Origin of the sequence: Marinobacterium rhizophilum DSM 18822, from assembly GCF_000378045.1 — a bacterium.
Classification (GTDB): domain Bacteria; phylum Pseudomonadota; class Gammaproteobacteria; order Pseudomonadales; family Balneatricaceae; genus Marinobacterium_A; species Marinobacterium_A rhizophilum.
In genome coordinates this window covers 20,215-36,072 of the sequence record NZ_KB899119.1, presented here as the reverse complement: position 1 = coordinate 36,072, position 15,858 = coordinate 20,215, and the positions used below count along the sequence as shown (strand labels likewise).

Below are 15,858 nucleotides of genomic sequence, written 5' to 3'. Positions count from 1 at the left end.
CGTTGAAACGTCCTTATAGGAAAAAATCTCAGGATTCTGTCGGGGTGTCGTCCCGGTTGCCCCACTCGAACCAGGAACCGTCGTAGCAGCGTACCTGCTCAAAGCCCAGGTGTTTTGCCACCAGATAGGTCAGGCCGGAACGACGATGGGTCTGGCAGTGGGTAATCACACTGTGCTCCGGCGTGATGCCACGACTACGCAGGGTCGCCAGCAGTTCGTCATTCGGGCGCAGGCGGGTATCGGTGGGGCTGATCAGGCAGTCGGTCCACTCGAGCCAGCGCGCGCCGGGAATATGGCCGCCCTTTTTTGCATTGACAACTTTTTCGCCGCGGTATTCCGCTTCCGTGCGTGCATCCCAGATGCGCAGGTCCGCATCACCGAGGTGCGCCAGTATGGTCTGGACATCGGCGACCAGGGAGCGGTCGATCGTCGCCTCGAAATGGCTGGGTGTGGGCCTGTTGGGGCTTTGCTCGAGCGCGAGACCCGATTGTGTCCAGGCGTTCAGGTGCCCGTTGAGAAAGGATGCCCGTGTGTGACCAACGCAGTGCAGCGTCCAGATCATGCGACCGGCCAGGGCGCCCATTTGGTCGTCGTAGACCACCACGTGACGCTCGGGGGTCAGGCCCAGGCTGGAGAACAGCGCACTGAGCTGTTCGGCGCTGGGCAGCTTGTTGGGTACCGGTGCTGTACCGCACAGCAGCAGGGCCGGGTCTACATTGATGGCATGGGGTATGTGTCCCTGCTGGTAAGTCTCGGCTTTGGACAGATCGAGAATCAGCAGAGCGGGATCGTCCAGGTTTGACGCCAGTTGGGATGCATCGATCACGAGTGGGAGCGGGGTCATCTGAGCCTCCGTAAACGCTGGGGATTGGCGATCATATAGGTTTCGTGCGAATTTTACATGCCGGGGTTACATATTTGGCCCGGGTCCCAGCATGCGGTCCAGTGCGTGGCTTGCCGCCGTGCAGAGTGCGCGGAACTGGTCGCGGTGAAAGCTTTCCAGCGTGGCCGTCGGGCTGCCGAGGTCGCCATAGACCAGCGCCACAGGCTTGCCCTGGGTGAAAATGGCCATCAGCAGGCTATCTTGGCCACCCAGTGCCTGCCGATAAGATGTGGGCAGCATGGACAGCAGGCGTGGGCGTGTGCTGGCGCTGAGCCAGATACAGCTTGGACGGGCACAGAGTTGTTTCAGCAGCACTGAGCTGTCGAGGTCCGCTTCCAGCCGGGTAATGGGATCATTGTCTTCAATGCCGATGACCTGGGCGGTCTTGAGCTGTTGTCCTGGGCGCACAACCTGCAATGCAAGTCGCTTCAGGCCCAGTCCCTGGGAGAGCCCGAGGAGCAACCCCTGCAGGATATGGCCGGGGCGGGTATACAGGTTGTAACCCTGCAGCAGGCGCGTGCTGATCTGCTGGAAGGCCTGCGCATCGGCAAAGGTCGCCTTGGGCGTGCTTTTGGCAGGAGGCGGTGTTGGCAGTGGCGGGGGGTGCGGGCATTCCGCCCGATACCGCTGCAATTCCTGCGCGCCAAGGGTCTTGTCGTGCTTGCAGTCCGAGACCAGGAAAAGCATTTCTGCGGCCGGCGCCAGGGTGCCAGGTACATGATATTGCTGGGCTGACAGCGCGCAGTTCTGGTGGATCAGTGCAGTGGTTTCCGGTAATTCCTTGCCGAGATAGTCGTTGACGATATCGTACATGCCCAGCGCCCGGGTGGTGCGCCAGCCCTGTTCGGTGATTTCGGTTAGCCAGCAGGCCAGCTTGACCGGGAAAAAGTGCTGCTGCAGCAGGTGGCTGAGGCTGCGCAAATCATCCTTGTTGAGGCGCGGATCACTCAGGCTGCGCTGGTGCAGCTTGTCGAGTGTGTGGCGCGAAGGCGAGGTTTCGTTATCCAGCGCCGCGATAACGAGCGGTGGCATTTGCCAGGCACGGGCCAGGCCCAGCGAAATCTGCTCAATGGTGCAACCGAGGGTCTCTATCTGTGCATCGCTCGGGTCCAGCCCCGCGTCACGCATGCGACAGTGGATGCGGTGCATGTGCAGCGGTGCATGGCGCCAGAGTGACCAGGTGCCGATGCCATGGCACAGGGCAGCGACCCAGCCTTTTTCGGCGTAGGTGGCATGGCGTGCCCGCAACCACTGGGCGCACTGCGTCGCAGCGTGGTGGCTGTTGGCGATGGCGCGAAAATACTGCAGTTCCGCGCCGCGGTTGGCATGCAGGCGCAGGGCCTCGCAGTTGCTAGCCAGCAGCCCGAGGCGCTCCATGCCCAGTGAGCCGATGGCGTGGTCGATACCGGTGACATCCGATCCCTTGCTGGCATGCAGCGCCTGGGCCTGGCGTACCACGTGCATGCACAGCACCGGGTCGGCCTTGATGATGGCTGTGATGCTCATCAGGGTGCCGCGATTCGAGGCCGTTTCGCGCTTCAGACGCTGCAGACTGGACAGGCGAGTGGGCAGCGGCCGCTCTGCCAGGTAGGCACTCCAGGCCTCGGTACCCATCAGCGTGGCATTGGCCTGCGGGCTGCTGTCTGCGGTGTCGCTGGACGGATCGTGCATCGCAAGGCCTGCCGTCAGTGGTTGCTGTCAGGTGCCAGCAAGGTCTGGCGGATATGCTGAAAGCTGCGCACTCTGGAGGCGCTGATCTCATTCTGTTCGATCGCATCCTTGATGGCGCAGCCTGGCTCCTGCTCGTGACGGCAGTCCCTGAAACGGCAATGGCCGAGGTACGGGTGAAATTCGCGAAAGCCTTCGATCAGCCGCTCCGGCTCAAGGTGCCAGAGGCCGAATTCACGAATACCGGGGGAGTCGATCAGGTCGCCCCCGTCGGGGAAATGGAACAGGCGTGCCGTGGTTGTGGTATGGCGGCCCTTGCGGGTCTGGGCGGACAGTTCGCCCACGCGGATATCTACGCCCGGCAGCAGGCTGTTGATCAGGGAGGACTTGCCGACGCCCGACTGGCCGACAAAAACGCTGACGCGGTCGTTGAGCAATGACTTGAGTTCCGTCAGGGCGTCATCGCCGTTGGCCGAGGTGGTAAGAACCTGATAGCCGATACGCCGATAGTTCTCCAGCATGGTCAGCAGTTCGTCGCGGTTGCCGTCGGTGAGCAGGTCGGACTTGTTGAGCAGGATGACAGGCTCGATACCGCTCAGCTCCGATGCCACCAGGTAGCGATCGATCAGGTTGGGAAAGGGGGTCGGTTCGACCGCGATCGTGACGACGATGAAGTCGATGTTGGCCGCCACCGGTCGCAGATCACCCTGGGGGTTGGGGCGTACCAGTTCAGTCTTGCGGGGCAGTTGTGCGACCACGACGCCGCCTTCCTTGCCGGGGCGCCAGATAATGCGATCGCCGGTGACCAGCTGGCCAAGGTTGGTGCGCATGTGGCAGCGTGTAATGATACCGGCCTGCTCGCCATCCAGGCCTTCGACGTCCACCTGGCGGCCGAAGTGGGAAATGATCAGGCCGTGCTGTTCCTGGCCCAGTTCGCCACCTTCCAGCTGCTCGTCTACGACGTCGTCACGTTTGGACGCGCGGGCGGTACGTTCCTGCTGAATCTTTTCTACCCGCCAGGACTGGCGACGGGTCAGTTTACGCTTTGACATCAATCTCCTGGCTGCGCCATGCGGCACGGACAAGGATTCGTGGCCAGGGGTGCAGCGCTTTCGTAGGTATTCGGATAGGACGTAAGGTATTCTATTCCGGAACAAATTAGTAGTGGCCAGCGCGGGAGAGCGGCGTCTCATGAGCAATAGCAATCAATCGGGTAGCACCCCTACCGACAGCACATCACGCAGTACCAACCTGATCTGGATCGACCTGGAAATGACCGGTCTTGAGCCTGATCATGACACCATTATCGAGATTGCCACCATCGTGACCGATGCCAATCTGAACCTGATTGCCGAGGGGCCGAGTCTCGCGGTGCATCAGAGCGATGCGGCTCTGGCGGCGATGGATGAATGGTGTACGCGCCAGCATGGCCAGTCCGGTCTCACGCAGCGGGTGCGCGAAAGCAAGGTCAGTGAGCGTGACGCCGAGCTGCAGACGCTGGCATTTCTGCAGCAGCATGTGGATAAAGGCGCCTCGCCGATGTGTGGCAACAGCATTGGTCAGGATCGGCGCTTTCTGCACAAGTACATGCCGGAGCTTGAGGCCTTTTTCCATTATCGCAATCTGGACGTCAGCACCCTGAAGGAACTGGCAAGGCGCTGGAAGCCCGAGGTGCTGGAAAGTCTCACCAAGAAGGGGTCGCACCTGGCGCTGGATGATATCCGCGACTCGATCAATGAGCTCAGCCATTACCGCCAGCATTTCATCCAGCTCTGAGCAAGGCGGCAGCCCCCGTCAGTCAGGCAGCTTGCGGGCGCGGGGGTGGGCCAGGATCGGGTGTGCCGGCCCGGCCGCTGGCGGGCTGGCGTCCTGCGCATTGTCGGTGTCCGGGGATGTGTCCGGGGTGGCTGAAGCGCCGCGCTGCTGCAGCCGGGCCAGGGCCCATTCGACGTGTTCCTGTACCAGTGGTGATGGATAGGACCGGCGCGCCTGCAGGGCTGCAGTGATCCGGGGACCCCCGTTACTGTTTCCCAGCGCGATGGCGAGGTTGCGCAGCCAGCCCTCGTAGCCGGTGCGGCGGATCGCCGAGCCTTCGGTTTTTTGCAGGAACTGCGCCTCGTCCCAGCTAAACAGTTCGGCCAGGTCGATATCGTCCAGCTGGTGGCGTGGTTTGAAGTCCGTTTCGTCACTGTGGCTGGCAAAACGGTTCCAGGGGCAGATCAGCTGGCAGTCGTCGCAGCCGAAGATGCGGTTGCCCATCAGCGGGCGCAGCTGCGGGTCGATACTGCCTTTGTATTCGATGGTCAGGTACGAAATGCAGCGCCTGGCATCCAGTACGTGGGGCGCGGGGAAGGCCTGGGTCGGGCAGACGTCCATGCAGGCACTGCAACGGCCGCAGTGATCCTCGGTGTAGGGTGCATCCACCGGCAGCGGCAGGTCGACGAACAGTTCGCCGAGCAGAAACCAGGAGCCGGCTTCGCGGTTCAGAATAAGGCTGTGCTTGCCCTGCCAGCCAATGCCGGCTTCGCGGGCCAGCGGGCGCTCCAGCACCGGGGCGCTGTCGACAAAAGCGCGATAGCCCAGGCTTTCGCATGCCGCTTCGATGCGCTGGCCGAGGCGGGTCAGGCGCTTGCGCAGGGTTTTATGGTAATCGCGGCCCAGCGTGTAGCGTGCGATGTAAGCCTTGTCGGGCTGCTTGAGGATTTTTAGCGTCTGGGTTTCAGGGGGTAGATAATCCATGCGCACGGAGATGATGCGCTGGGTGCCCGGTACCAGTAACGACGGATCCAGCCGTTTATCGAAATGGTTTTCCAGGTAGCCCATGTCACCCTGATACCCCTGGTCCAGCCAGGCCTGTAGCCGAGGTCCTTCGGCCGAGAGGTCGGTGCCGGTGATGCCGCACTGCTGAAAACCAAGCTCCTGCGCCCATTTTTTTATCTGCTGGGCCAGTTGGTTGAGCTGTTCAGGTGAAAGCCGGTTCATGACGTGTATCGTCCTGCGGACGATCCTTTATAATGTGGCCAATTCAAGGAGATACCTATGCCTGTCATGAGAGCGGAACTGCCGGCCACATTATACACGGCGGAGCAAAGTCGCGCGCTGGATCAGACCGCCATTGAGCAATACGGCCTGGCGGGATTCAAGCTGATGCAGCGTGCCGGCCATGCTGCCTTTGCGACGCTATTGCATCACTGGCCCGCAATTAAGTCGCTGAGCATACTTTGCGGTAGCGGCAATAATGGTGGCGATGGCTTTGTCGTGGCGGGGCTGGCCCATCAGCGCGGCCTGGCGGTGCAGCTGCTCTGCGTTGGCGGCGACGACTTCGAGCAGAAGCTGCAGGGGGAGGCGCTGGAGGCCTGGCGCTGGTGTCAGGCGCTGGGAGTGCAGGCGCATGGCTATGCCGCGGATACCGAGCTGCGTGGTGAGGTGCTGGTGGATGCCATGCTCGGGACCGGACTGGCCGGGCCTGTGCGCGGTGTGGTTGAGCGCGCAATCCGGCACTGCAATCGCAGCCCGCAGCCGGTGCTGGCCGTGGATATACCTTCGGGCCTGTGCAGTGATACGGGGGCCGTGCTGGGCGTTGCGGTGCAGGCCGATGTGACCATCACCTTTATTGGTCTCAAACAGGGGCTTTTCACCCATCAGGCGGTGGACTATACCGGTCAGGTGGAGTTTGACGGTCTGCTGGTGCCTGAGGCCGTGTATGAAGATGTGCCGGTCAGCGCCTTTCGCACCCAGGCAGAGGATGTCGCCCAGGCGCTTGGTGCCCGCAGGCGCAGCAGTCACAAGGGAGACTCGGGCCATGTCATGGTCATCGGTGGTGACTTGGGTTTTGGCGGTGCGGCGATCATGGCGGCTCAGGCTGCACTGCGCAGCGGCGCAGGCCTGGTATCCCTGGTGACCCGGCCGGAATATGTCTCGGCAGCGCTTGCCCGCCAGCCGGAGCTGATGGCGCGCGGGGTGAGTTCCGGCCAGGATCTTGAACCGCTGCTGGAGCTGGCCGACATTCTGGTGATCGGGCCGGGGCTGGGGCGCAATGCATGGGGCGACCAGATGTTGCTGCAGGCGCTTCAGAGCGAAAAGCCAATGGTGGTGGATGCTGATGGCCTGAACCTGCTGGCGGAAAAAAACTGGCTGCGCGGTGCGCGTCGCGGCAATTGGATACTGACGCCGCATCCCGGCGAAGCTGCTCGCCTGCTGTCGGATGATGTCACCACGGTCAATCAGGACAGGTTCGTCTCGGTTGAACGATTGCAGGCAAGCTGTGGCGGCGTGGCGGTGCTAAAGGGTGCTGGCAGCCTGAGCTGTGATGGCGATGCGCTGCATCTGTGTGCGGCCGGCAACCCAGGGATGGCGGTGGGTGGCATGGGAGATGTTCTTGCCGGAATTATCGGTGGTCTCTGGGCCCAGGGCCTCAAGCCAGTTGATGCAGCGCGTCTGGGCGTGTACGTGCATGCCCGCGCCGGCGACTTGCAGGCCGCACAAAACGGTGAGCGCGGCCTGTTGCCCACCGACCTGCTGCCCTGTATTCAGGCACTGGTAAGCGGGCTTCACGAATAACGATGTCCTTGCCAGGTTCAGGCGGCATGTTGCCTAACCGGCGGGTTAAGAGCGAATCAATGATATGACAGAGCGGTTTGTGTACGGTGCCACTGATGAAAATGCCATGGTCGCCTTTGGCGAGGCGCTGGGGCGGGCCTGTGCCGGGCGAGGGGTGATTTTCCTCGAAGGAGACCTGGGGATGGGTAAAACCACCCTGTGCCGCGGGGTTTTGCGCGCCTACGGGCATTATGGATCGGTCAAGAGTCCGACCTATACTTTGGTGGAGCCCTATGATCTGGGGGGGCGCAGGTTGTATCATTTCGATCTGTACCGTCTGGCAGACCCTGAAGAGCTTGAGTATCTGGGGATCAGGGACTACTTCGAGGACGATGACCTCTGTCTGATCGAGTGGCCGCAACGGGGCGAGGGTTGGCTGCCGTTGCCCGATTTGCAGGTGAGCATCTCGGTTGACGGGCCGGGGCGCTGTATCGAAATTCAGGCCATGACGCAGCGGGGACAGCAGATTTTGGCGTCATTGTTAGCCAACAATGACCGGATCGCAAAACAGGGGTGAAGCGGTTGAGGGGCAGGATGAAGGGGATTCTCGGGCTGCTGGCAGTGCTGCTGCTGGCGACTCCGGTAATGGCGGCTGATATCAAGAACGTGCGCATCTGGCTGGCACCGGATCATACTCGCCTTGTGTTTGACCTCTCGGGACCGGTGAAGCACAACATCTTCAGCCTGGAGAACCCGGATCGGCTGGTGGTCGATATGGATGATTCGCGACTGCAGGCCAACCTCGATCGGCTGGGTATACAGAACAGCCCGATCAGCAATATTCGACAGTCGCGCCAGGCCGACGGAACCCAGCGCATCGTGCTGGATTTGAACAGCAAGATAGAGCCTCGCAGCTTTACGCTGGCGCCCAATGCTCAGTATGGGCACCGGCTGGTGCTGGACCTGCAGAAAACCGAAGCTGATACGCCTGCGCCTGCCATCATCAAAGAGCCGGCGCAGGTGCCGGGCACGCCTTTGGTGCTGCGTGATATCGTGGTGGCGATCGATGCCGGTCACGGCGGTGAGGACCCCGGTGCCCTCGGGCCCGGTGGCCTGCGTGAAAAGGATGTCGTTATCGCCATCGCCAAGGAAGTATACCGGCGCCTGGAGTCGACGCCTGGCTACAAGCCCGTGATGGTGCGCAAGAGTGATTACTATGTCAGCCTGCGCGGGCGTACCAAGCTGGCGCGAGAGCATAACGCCGATCTGTTCGTGTCAATTCACGCCGATGCATTCAAGGATTCCCGCGCCAACGGGGCTTCCGTCTGGGTCATTTCAGACCGTGGGGCAACCGGTGAAGTGGGTCGCTGGCTGGCGCAGAAAGAAAACAGCGCCGATGCCATTGGCGGCGTGGTTAGCCTGGACGACAAGGATGAGGTTCTGGCCGGCGTGCTGCTGGATATGTCCATGACCTTCAGCATGGAAGGCAGCCGTCAGGTGGCCGACCGGGTGCACAAGAACATCGGCAAGTTTGCCCGCATGCACAAGCCGTTCGTCGAGCAGGCGGGCTTCGTGGTGCTGAAGTCTCCGGGTATCCCCTCGATACTGGTGGAAACGGGCTTTATTTCCAATCCGGACGAAGCCCGCAAGCTCAAGTCGCGCAAGTATCAGAGCCAGATGGCTGCAGCGATTGCCGAGGGGATTAAGGACTACTTCTGGCACCGGCCGCCGGCCATGACTCACCTGGCGCATCGCAAGAATGGCGGTCAGCTGGCGGCCCTGTCTGGCCGCACGCATAAAGTGTCCCGTGGCGATACCCTGTCGGTGATCGCTGCACGTAACGGTGTTTCCCTCTCGGCGCTGCGCGCCGCCAATGGCCTGTCCAGTGACAAGATCCGTATTGGCCAGGTACTCAAGATTCCGTCAAGCTAAGGGGCTGCAAGGATCAGGTCGCAGCGGCCTGTTGCGGCCTGACCAGAGGCTCCCTAACCGGTAATGCATTTATCTATGTCACGAATACAGTTGCTGTCGCCGCGTCTGGCGAACCAGATAGCGGCCGGCGAAGTGGTCGAACGTCCCGCCTCCGTGGTCAAGGAGTTGCTGGAAAACAGCCTTGATGCCGGCGCCACACAGATCGAGATTGATGTTGAGCAGGGCGGCATGAAGCTGATCCGCTTGCGGGATAACGGTGGTGGCATCGAAGAGCAGGATCTGCCGCTGGCGCTCAGTCGTCACGCGACCTCCAAAATTCTGGTACTCGAGGATCTTGAAGCCGTGAGCAGTCTTGGCTTTCGTGGCGAGGCGCTGGCCAGTATCAGTTCAGTCTCCCGTCTCACGCTCACATCGCGCCGCAGTGACGCATCCACCGCCTGGCAGGTGCAGACCGAGGGGCGGGACATGGAGCCGGTGGTGAGCCCGGCGGCGCACCCGCAGGGAACCTGTGTCGAGGTGCGGGACCTGTTCTTCAACACACCGGCACGGCGCAAGTTCATGCGCACCGAGCAGACGGAATTCAAGCACCTTGAAGAGGTGGTCAAGCGACTGGCCCTGAGCCGATCCGATGTGGCGTTTCAGTTGCGTCACAACGGCCGTGTGATTCATCAGTTGCGTCCCGCGCGCACCGAGCAGGATCATGAGCGGCGCATATCCTCGGTGTGTGGTCCGGCGTTCATCGACCAGGCCCTGTCGCTGGACATGACCGCCGAGGCCAGTGGCCTGCGACTCTGGGGCTGGATGGGCCTGCCGACTTTTTCGCGCAGCCAGACCGACCTGCAGTACTTTTTTGTAAACGGTCGCATTATCCGCGACAAGCTCGTGGCGCACGCGGTACGCCAGGCCTATCAGGATGTGCTCTTTCATGGCCGTCATCCGGCCTTTGTACTCTATCTCGAGCTGGACCCCAAGCTGGTGGACGTGAACGTTCATCCCACCAAGCACGAGGTGCGCTTTCGCGAAGGCCGGCTGGTGCATGACTTTATCTTCCGTACCCTGCATCGGGTCATTGCCGATGTGCGGCCCGAGGGGGCCGTACCGCCTGCCGGCACGTCGCCTGATGCCGGGCAGTTGGCTGCGAGTGCACCGGGGGCGAGTGGGCAGAGCTTTGAGCAGGGGCGCATGCCGCTCAGTCAGGCGCCCCTGGGGCCGTCAGCTGATGCTGGAGCGCCGCACTCGCCCTCCACGCAGCAGGGCGGCGGCTTTCAAGGCGCGGCTTTTCAGGGTGGGGGCTACCGCGGGCCATCGGCCAGTGTCGTGCGTGATCAGATCAGTGGCTACGGTGCGTTGCATGTTCCGGCCAATAGTGAGCAGGATGCGGCACAGCAAGCGCTGGCGAACGCTCAGGCGCAGGGCGAGGTCGCGCCGCCGCTGGGTTATGCGCTGGCCCATCTGCACGGCATTTACATACTTGCCCAGAATGAGCAGGGGCTGGTGCTGGTCGACATGCACGCGGCTCACGAGCGTATCGTTTACGAGCGCATGAAGCAGGCCTATGAGACGGAGGTTGTGCGCTCTCAGCCGCTACTGGTGCCGTTGAGCATGGCAGTAAGTCAGAGCGAGGCCGATTGTGCCGAGGAGCAGGCTGCCGTGTTTCAGCGTCTGGGATTTGAGTTGTCCCGCATGGGTGACGAGAGCCTGGTGGTGCGTCAGGTGCCGGTGTCGCTGGCCCGCGGCAATATTGAACAGCTGATTCGGGATGTTCTGTCCGACATGATCACGTATGGCCAGAGTCAGCGTATTGAGAATCATATCAACGAGCTGCTGGCGACCATGGCCTGTCATGGCGCTGTGCGAGCCAACCGGCAACTGAGTATTCCCGAGATGAACGGTCTGCTGCGGGACATGGAAATTACCGAGCGCAGCGGTCAGTGCAACCATGGTCGGCCGACCTGGACGCAGCTGTCGCTGGCAGAGCTCGACAAACTGTTCTTGCGGGGGCGCTAGGTCAATGCCTCAGAGTCAGACAGTAAGTTCCGTTTCAATGGATAGCCTGCCACCGGCTATTTTCCTCATGGGGCCCACGGCTGCCGGCAAGACCGCCCTGGCCATGGAGTTATGTGATCGCCTGCCCTGCGATATTATCAGTGTGGATTCGGCCCTGATTTATCGCGGTATGGACATAGGTACCGCCAAGCCCACCGCCGAAGAGCTGAGCCGTTATCCGCATCGGCTGATAGACATTCGAGGTCCGGAGCAGAGCTATTCCGCGGCGGAGTTCCGTCAGGATGCGCTGGCCGAGATGGCCGCGATCACTGCGGCGGGTCGAATTCCGCTGCTGGTGGGTGGCACCATGATGTATTTCAATGCGTTGCAGCAGGGGCTCGCCAATATGCCAGAAGCCGATCCCGCGGTGCGGGCCCGGCTGGAAGACGAAGCCCGGCGCCTGGGGTGGCCCGCCATGCACAGCCGTCTTGCCCGGGTTGATCCGCAGGCCGCTGCGCGCCTCAAGCCAAATGACTCCCAGCGCGTACAGCGGGCGCTGGAGGTTTTTGAGTTGAGCGGTCGGCCCATGAGCGAGCTGTGGCGCGAGCAGGAACAGACCGTTTTGCCTTATCAGGTGCATTCATTTGCGGTGATGCCGCCGGAGCGGGCGGAGCTGCATCGACGCATTGAGCAACGTTTTCACATTATGCTGGAACTTGGGCTGGTGGATGAAGTCGAACGCGTGCTCTGGTCGAGGGGTGATCTGGACTTGTCGCACCCGTCGGTACGCTGTGTCGGGTACCGGCAAGTATGGGAATATCTGGCCGGGCACTGGGACTATGAAACCATGGTGTTCAAGGGTATCGTAGCGACCCGACAACTGGCAAAACGCCAGGTTACCTGGCTGCGGAGCTGGAACGATCTGCACTGGTTACAGACGAATGATCGACAGTTGGTGTCTAAAGCCTTGAAATTAGTGGAGTCAGCCATTATATAATGTTCGGCTGGCGCGCAATTTCTTGGGTGTGGATGGCGGTCGGAAGGCGGGGCTTTGAAGGGGAACTTCGATTGAGCCCTGGCCTGCATAAACTATAACGATTATCTGGAAGGAGTTTGCAATGTCAAAAGGGCAGTCTTTACAAGACCCTTATCTAAACGTTCTGCGCAAGGAGCGTGTGCCGGTCTCGATTTTTCTGGTTAATGGTATCAAACTGCAGGGGCAGATCGAATCCTTCGATCAGTTCGTCATTCTGCTGAAAAATACCGTCAGCCAGATGGTCTACAAGCATGCGATATCTACCGTCGTTCCTGCCCGTCCGGTGAAACTGCCGCAGGCCGACGAGAAACAGCCGGACTGAGGTCATATTGTTTTTTGAACGACCCAAGTCTGGAGAGAAGGCCATTCTCGTGCACATCGATTTCGGTGACGAGAGCAAGGCTGAAAGTCCCCAGGAGCTTGAAGAGCTCGCACTCTCGGCAGGCGCGGATCCGGTGGAGTTTCTCCTCGGCAGTCGTGCCAAGCCGAGTTCCAAATTCTTTGTCGGCAGTGGCAAGCTGGAAGAGTTGATTGAACTGGTGAATCTGCATGACGCAGAGATCGTTATTTTCAATCATGCCCTGTCGCCAGCCCAGGAGCGAAACATTGAGCAGCAGATAAAGTGTCGCGTGCTGGATCGAACCGGCCTGATACTGGATATCTTTGCTCAGCGTGCCCGTACCCATGAAGGCAAGCTGCAGGTCGAGCTGGCACAGCTTGATCACATGTCGACCCGCCTGGTGCGCGGCTGGACCCACCTTGAGCGTCAGAAGGGGGGGATCGGTTTGCGTGGCCCGGGTGAGACCCAGCTGGAGACCGACCGTCGGTTGCTGCGCGCGCGGATGAAAAGCATCCTCAAGCGGCTCGACCGGGTGCGCCGCCAGCGTGATCAGGGGCGCCGTGCACGGCAGCGTGCCGAAGTACCGACGATTTCACTGGTGGGGTATACCAACGCCGGTAAGTCGACACTGTTTAATCGCCTGACAGAGTCCAGCGTCTACGTGGCCGATCAGCTGTTTGCGACCCTTGATCCGACGTTGCGCAAGATTCAACTGGCGGATGTGGGGCCTGCTATCCTGGCTGATACCGTCGGGTTTATCCGCCACTTGCCGCACAAGCTGGTTGAGGCATTTCGTGCAACGCTGCAGGAAACATCTGAAGCGGATCTGTTGTTACATGTCATTGACTGTTATGACGATGAGCGCGGCGGGCATATCGAGCAGGTGAAGCATGTCCTGCAGGAAATCGGTGCCAGTGAAGTGCCGGTGCTTGAGGTCTACAACAAGATCGACATGCTGGACGGACAGGAAGCGCGCATTGATCGCGATGATGAAGGCAGGCCCTGGCGTGTATGGGTGTCCGCAGTCACGGGGGATGGGTGTGAGCTGCTGTATCAGGCGATGAGTGAGCGCTTGTCAGATGACATCTTTCATCAGACATTGAGCTTGCCTGCCAGTGCCGGTCAGCTACGGGCGCAACTGTACGCACTCAATGCGGTGTTGCGTGAAAGTGTTGATGATTCCGGGCTGATACAGGTTGAAGTCAGATTGCAGAAGAAAGACTTGTTGCGGCTGCTCAGTCGACTCGGTATTCCATCTGAGTCCTATCTGGTGCAGGCTGCGTCTTGAGAAAGTTGACTCAGGCTTGCGTGGGCCTTTGTGGCTATCTACAATTTTTTGAGTTGAATCAAGCGTTTTCTAACGGAGAGCACTATGGCTTGGAATGAGCCCGGCGGGAATGGGGACGGTAAAAACCATGATCCCTGGAATGGCGACAAGCGCGGGGGGCCGCGAGGTGGTGGAGATCAGGGGCCGCCTGATCTCGATGAGGCTCTGCGCAAACTGCAGGACAAGCTGAATAGCATCTTCGGCAAAGTAAATACGGGCGGCGGTGGCGGCGGTGGCGGTTCTGCGTCATCCGGCTCCGGCTTTCTTTGGGTGTTGCTGGTCGTGATCGTGCTGGGTTGGGCGGGTATGGGATTCTATACCGTCGACCAGCAAGAGCGCGGCGTGGTGCTGCGTCTGGGTAAATACTACGAAACGGTTAATCCGGGTCTGCAGTGGAACCCGCCGATGATTGATGACGTTACCAAGGTCAACGTGACCCGGGTGCGTACACTCGATCATCGTGCGCTCATGCTGACCGAGGACGAGAACATTGTTGATATCGATGTGACCGTTCAGTACCTGATTATCGATCCCAAGGCATATCGCCTGAATGTGCGTGATCCGGAAGGCAGTCTGGCGAATGCGTCCGAATCTGCGCTGCGCCAGGTGGTCGGCAGCTCGGAAATGCACTCGCTACTGACCGAAGGTCGTGAGGCGCTTGGCTTTTCCGTGCTGGACCGTTTGCAGGCCTACATGCAGAGCTATGCCACGGGCCTGAGCATCTCCAAGATCAACGTCAAGAGCGCCCAGGCGCCGACTCAGGTGCAGGACGCATTCGATGACGTGATCAAGGCGCGTGAAGATGAGCAGCGCGTCAAGAACGAGGCCGAGTCCTACGCTAACGGCATCGTGCCTGAGGCGCGAGGTGAAGCTCAGCGCATGCTCGAAGAGGCGAATGCCTATCGTGAAGAAGTGCTGGCCCGCGCGGATGGTGAATCCAAGCGTTTTGTGGCGCTGTTGCAGGAGTACCGCAAGGCTCCGCTGGTCATGCGCGAGCGCCTGTATCTGGACATGATGCAGTCTGTGATGGAGAACAACCCGAAAGTCCTGATCGACGTTGAGGGTGGGAATAACATGATGTATCTGCCGCTGGATAAGTTGATGCAGAACAGCACTGAGCGTCGCGAGATGAATCGCGGTGTACGCCTGGATGATCAGGGTCTGAAGGACCTGGCCGACAAGGTGGCTGATGAGCTGCGTGTACGCCAGGGTACCACTACGCGTCGGGAGGGCCGGTAATGAAGCCTAGATCAATGCTTGTACTGGTACTGTTGTTGCTGGTGTTTATGGTGGGGTCCAAGTCGGTCTACATCATCAGTGAAACCGAGCGTGCTGTACTGCTGCGCTTCGGTGAGATCGTCAATAATGATGTGAGTCCCGGTTTGCACTTCAAAGTGCCTTTCGTCAACGTGGTGCGCAAGTTTGATGGCCGTTTGCTGACGCTCGATGCGCGTCCGCAGTCCTTCCTGACGCTGGAGAAAAAGCGTCTGGTGGTGGATGCCTTTATCAAGTGGCGTATCCAGGATGTTGGCAAGTACTATACGGCGACCTCGGGTGACGAGTTCCGTGCCGGTGACGTACTGGCGACCCGGGTAGAGAACGAGCTGCGTAACCAGTTCGGTGCGCGCACGCTTAACCAGGTGGTGTCGGGCGAGCGTGAGGAGCTGATGACAGAGGTGATTCAGCAGCTCAGTCAGGTCGCGCAGGACGAGCTCGGCATCAATGTCATTGATGTGCGGGTCAAGCGTGTGGAGCTGCCGCCTGAAGTGTCTGAGTCGGTGTATCAGCGCATGCGTACCGAGCGTGAGCGTGAAGCGCGTGAGTTGCGCTCGCGAGGCAAGGAGCTGGCTGAGGGTATTCGGGCCGATGCGGATCGTCAGGTTACCGTCGTGAAGGCGAATGCCTATCGTGAAGCGGAAGAAACACGCGGTGAGGGTGATGCATCCGCCGCCAGTGTGTATGCCGGAGCATATAGTCAGGATCCGGAGTTCTACTCGTTCTACCGCAGTCTGACGGCCTACAAGGCGTCGTTTGGCGGAGACGGTGGGGATGTCCTGTTGCTCAAGCCTGACAGCGACTTCTTCAAGTATCTGTCCAAGCCGACGGGACCCTGATTTGGTTCCGGTGAGGCTGTAAAACAGCGGAAC

The 15,858-nt window shown here is 60.4% G+C and carries 14 protein-coding genes; 10 read left to right on the top strand and 4 right to left on the bottom strand.

What is annotated here, in order from left to right; genetic code table 11:
- Window positions 1-28 precede the first annotated feature (28 nt).
- From F451_RS0122825 to rsgA, 3 genes are all read right to left on the bottom strand, one after another.
- Window positions 29-844 (bottom strand): sulfurtransferase, encoded by an 816-nt coding sequence (locus tag F451_RS0122825; RefSeq protein ID WP_020683744.1) that lies wholly within the window; start codon window positions 842-844, stop codon window positions 29-31.
- Between the two features lie 66 nt (window positions 845-910).
- Window positions 911-2,554 carry an HDOD domain-containing protein gene (locus tag F451_RS0122820; RefSeq protein WP_020683743.1) on the bottom strand — a complete coding sequence of 548 codons (1,644 nt, stop codon included), beginning with the start codon at window positions 2,552-2,554 and terminating at the stop codon, window positions 911-913.
- 14 nt (window positions 2,555-2,568) lie between these two features.
- Complete coding sequence (gene rsgA / locus F451_RS0122815; RefSeq protein ID WP_020683742.1) at window positions 2,569-3,603, bottom strand: small ribosomal subunit biogenesis GTPase RsgA; 1,035 nt, start codon at window positions 3,601-3,603, stop codon at window positions 2,569-2,571.
- 139 nt (window positions 3,604-3,742) lie between these two features.
- On the opposite strand from rsgA, the gene orn reads away from it, so the two are divergent.
- On the top strand, window positions 3,743-4,327 hold the full coding sequence (orn, locus tag F451_RS0122810; RefSeq protein WP_020683741.1) for an oligoribonuclease: 585 nt from the start codon (window positions 3,743-3,745) through the stop codon (window positions 4,325-4,327).
- 18 nt (window positions 4,328-4,345) lie between these two features.
- On the opposite strand, the gene queG is transcribed toward orn, so the two are convergent.
- Window positions 4,346-5,533 carry a tRNA epoxyqueuosine(34) reductase QueG gene (gene queG, locus F451_RS26350; RefSeq protein WP_020683740.1) on the bottom strand — a complete coding sequence of 396 codons (1,188 nt, stop codon included), beginning with the start codon at window positions 5,531-5,533 and terminating at the stop codon, window positions 4,346-4,348.
- Between the two features lie 57 nt (window positions 5,534-5,590).
- Here queG and F451_RS0122800 point away from each other — a divergent pair, with 57 nt between their 5' ends.
- From F451_RS0122800 to hflC, 9 genes are all read left to right on the top strand, one after another.
- Window positions 5,591-7,111, top strand: a complete 1,521-nt coding sequence (locus F451_RS0122800) for an NAD(P)H-hydrate dehydratase (RefSeq protein WP_020683739.1) — start codon at window positions 5,591-5,593, stop codon at window positions 7,109-7,111.
- Between the two features lie 64 nt (window positions 7,112-7,175).
- Window positions 7,176-7,667, top strand: coding sequence for a tRNA (adenosine(37)-N6)-threonylcarbamoyltransferase complex ATPase subunit type 1 TsaE (gene tsaE, locus F451_RS0122795; RefSeq protein WP_020683738.1), 492 nt, complete (start codon window positions 7,176-7,178; stop codon window positions 7,665-7,667).
- Between the two features lie 17 nt (window positions 7,668-7,684).
- Window positions 7,685-9,022, top strand: a complete 1,338-nt coding sequence (locus F451_RS0122790) for an N-acetylmuramoyl-L-alanine amidase (protein WP_020683737.1) — start codon at window positions 7,685-7,687, stop codon at window positions 9,020-9,022.
- A 75-nt stretch (window positions 9,023-9,097) separates the two neighbouring features.
- Window positions 9,098-11,029: a DNA mismatch repair endonuclease MutL gene (gene mutL / locus F451_RS0122785; protein ID WP_020683736.1), complete on the top strand. Its 1,932-nt coding sequence runs from the start codon at window positions 9,098-9,100 to the stop codon at window positions 11,027-11,029.
- 37 nt (window positions 11,030-11,066) lie between these two features.
- Window positions 11,067-12,005 carry a tRNA (adenosine(37)-N6)-dimethylallyltransferase MiaA gene (gene miaA, locus F451_RS0122780; RefSeq protein WP_026292002.1) on the top strand — a complete coding sequence of 313 codons (939 nt, stop codon included), beginning with the start codon at window positions 11,067-11,069 and terminating at the stop codon, window positions 12,003-12,005.
- 121 nt (window positions 12,006-12,126) lie between these two features.
- A complete protein-coding gene (hfq, locus tag F451_RS0122775; protein ID WP_020683734.1) occupies window positions 12,127-12,366 on the top strand; it encodes an RNA chaperone Hfq in 240 nt (79 codons plus the stop codon).
- A gap of 7 nt (window positions 12,367-12,373) precedes the next feature.
- The gene (gene hflX / locus F451_RS0122770; protein WP_020683733.1) at window positions 12,374-13,672 is read left to right on the top strand and encodes a ribosome rescue GTPase HflX; all 1,299 of its coding nucleotides are present in this window, start codon (window positions 12,374-12,376) and stop codon (window positions 13,670-13,672) included.
- A gap of 84 nt (window positions 13,673-13,756) precedes the next feature.
- Entirely contained in the window at window positions 13,757-14,950 is a 1,194-nt protein-coding gene (hflK, locus tag F451_RS0122765; RefSeq protein ID WP_020683732.1) for an FtsH protease activity modulator HflK, read from the top strand.
- Complete coding sequence (hflC, locus tag F451_RS0122760) at window positions 14,950-15,825, top strand: protease modulator HflC (RefSeq protein ID WP_026292001.1); 876 nt, start codon at window positions 14,950-14,952, stop codon at window positions 15,823-15,825. The genes hflK and hflC overlap by 1 nt, the downstream gene beginning before the upstream one ends.
- The last annotated feature ends 33 nt before the right edge of the window (window positions 15,826-15,858 follow it).

Bases quoted from the DNA above. Each gene is read 5' to 3' on its own strand.
- F451_RS0122790 (WP_020683737.1), top strand. From the start codon at position 7,685: ATGAAGGGGATTCTCGGGCTGCTGGCAGTGCTGCTGCTGGCGACTCCG.
- F451_RS0122825 (WP_020683744.1), bottom strand. From the start codon at position 844: ATGACCCCGCTCCCACTCGTGATCGATGCATCCCAACTGGCGTCAAAC.
- rsgA (WP_020683742.1), bottom strand. From the start codon at position 3,603: ATGTCAAAGCGTAAACTGACCCGTCGCCAGTCCTGGCGGGTAGAAAAG.
- hflC (WP_026292001.1), top strand. From the start codon at position 14,950: ATGAAGCCTAGATCAATGCTTGTACTGGTACTGTTGTTGCTGGTGTTT.
- mutL (WP_020683736.1), top strand. From the start codon at position 9,098: ATGTCACGAATACAGTTGCTGTCGCCGCGTCTGGCGAACCAGATAGCG.
- orn (WP_020683741.1), top strand. From the start codon at position 3,743: ATGAGCAATAGCAATCAATCGGGTAGCACCCCTACCGACAGCACATCA.
- queG (WP_020683740.1), bottom strand. From the start codon at position 5,533: ATGAACCGGCTTTCACCTGAACAGCTCAACCAACTGGCCCAGCAGATA.
- tsaE (WP_020683738.1), top strand. From the start codon at position 7,176: ATGACAGAGCGGTTTGTGTACGGTGCCACTGATGAAAATGCCATGGTC.
- miaA (WP_026292002.1), top strand. From the start codon at position 11,067: ATGGATAGCCTGCCACCGGCTATTTTCCTCATGGGGCCCACGGCTGCC.
- F451_RS0122820 (WP_020683743.1), bottom strand. From the start codon at position 2,554: ATGCACGATCCGTCCAGCGACACCGCAGACAGCAGCCCGCAGGCCAAT.
- hfq (WP_020683734.1), top strand. From the start codon at position 12,127: ATGTCAAAAGGGCAGTCTTTACAAGACCCTTATCTAAACGTTCTGCGC.
- hflK (WP_020683732.1), top strand. From the start codon at position 13,757: ATGGCTTGGAATGAGCCCGGCGGGAATGGGGACGGTAAAAACCATGAT.
- F451_RS0122800 (WP_020683739.1), top strand. From the start codon at position 5,591: ATGCCTGTCATGAGAGCGGAACTGCCGGCCACATTATACACGGCGGAG.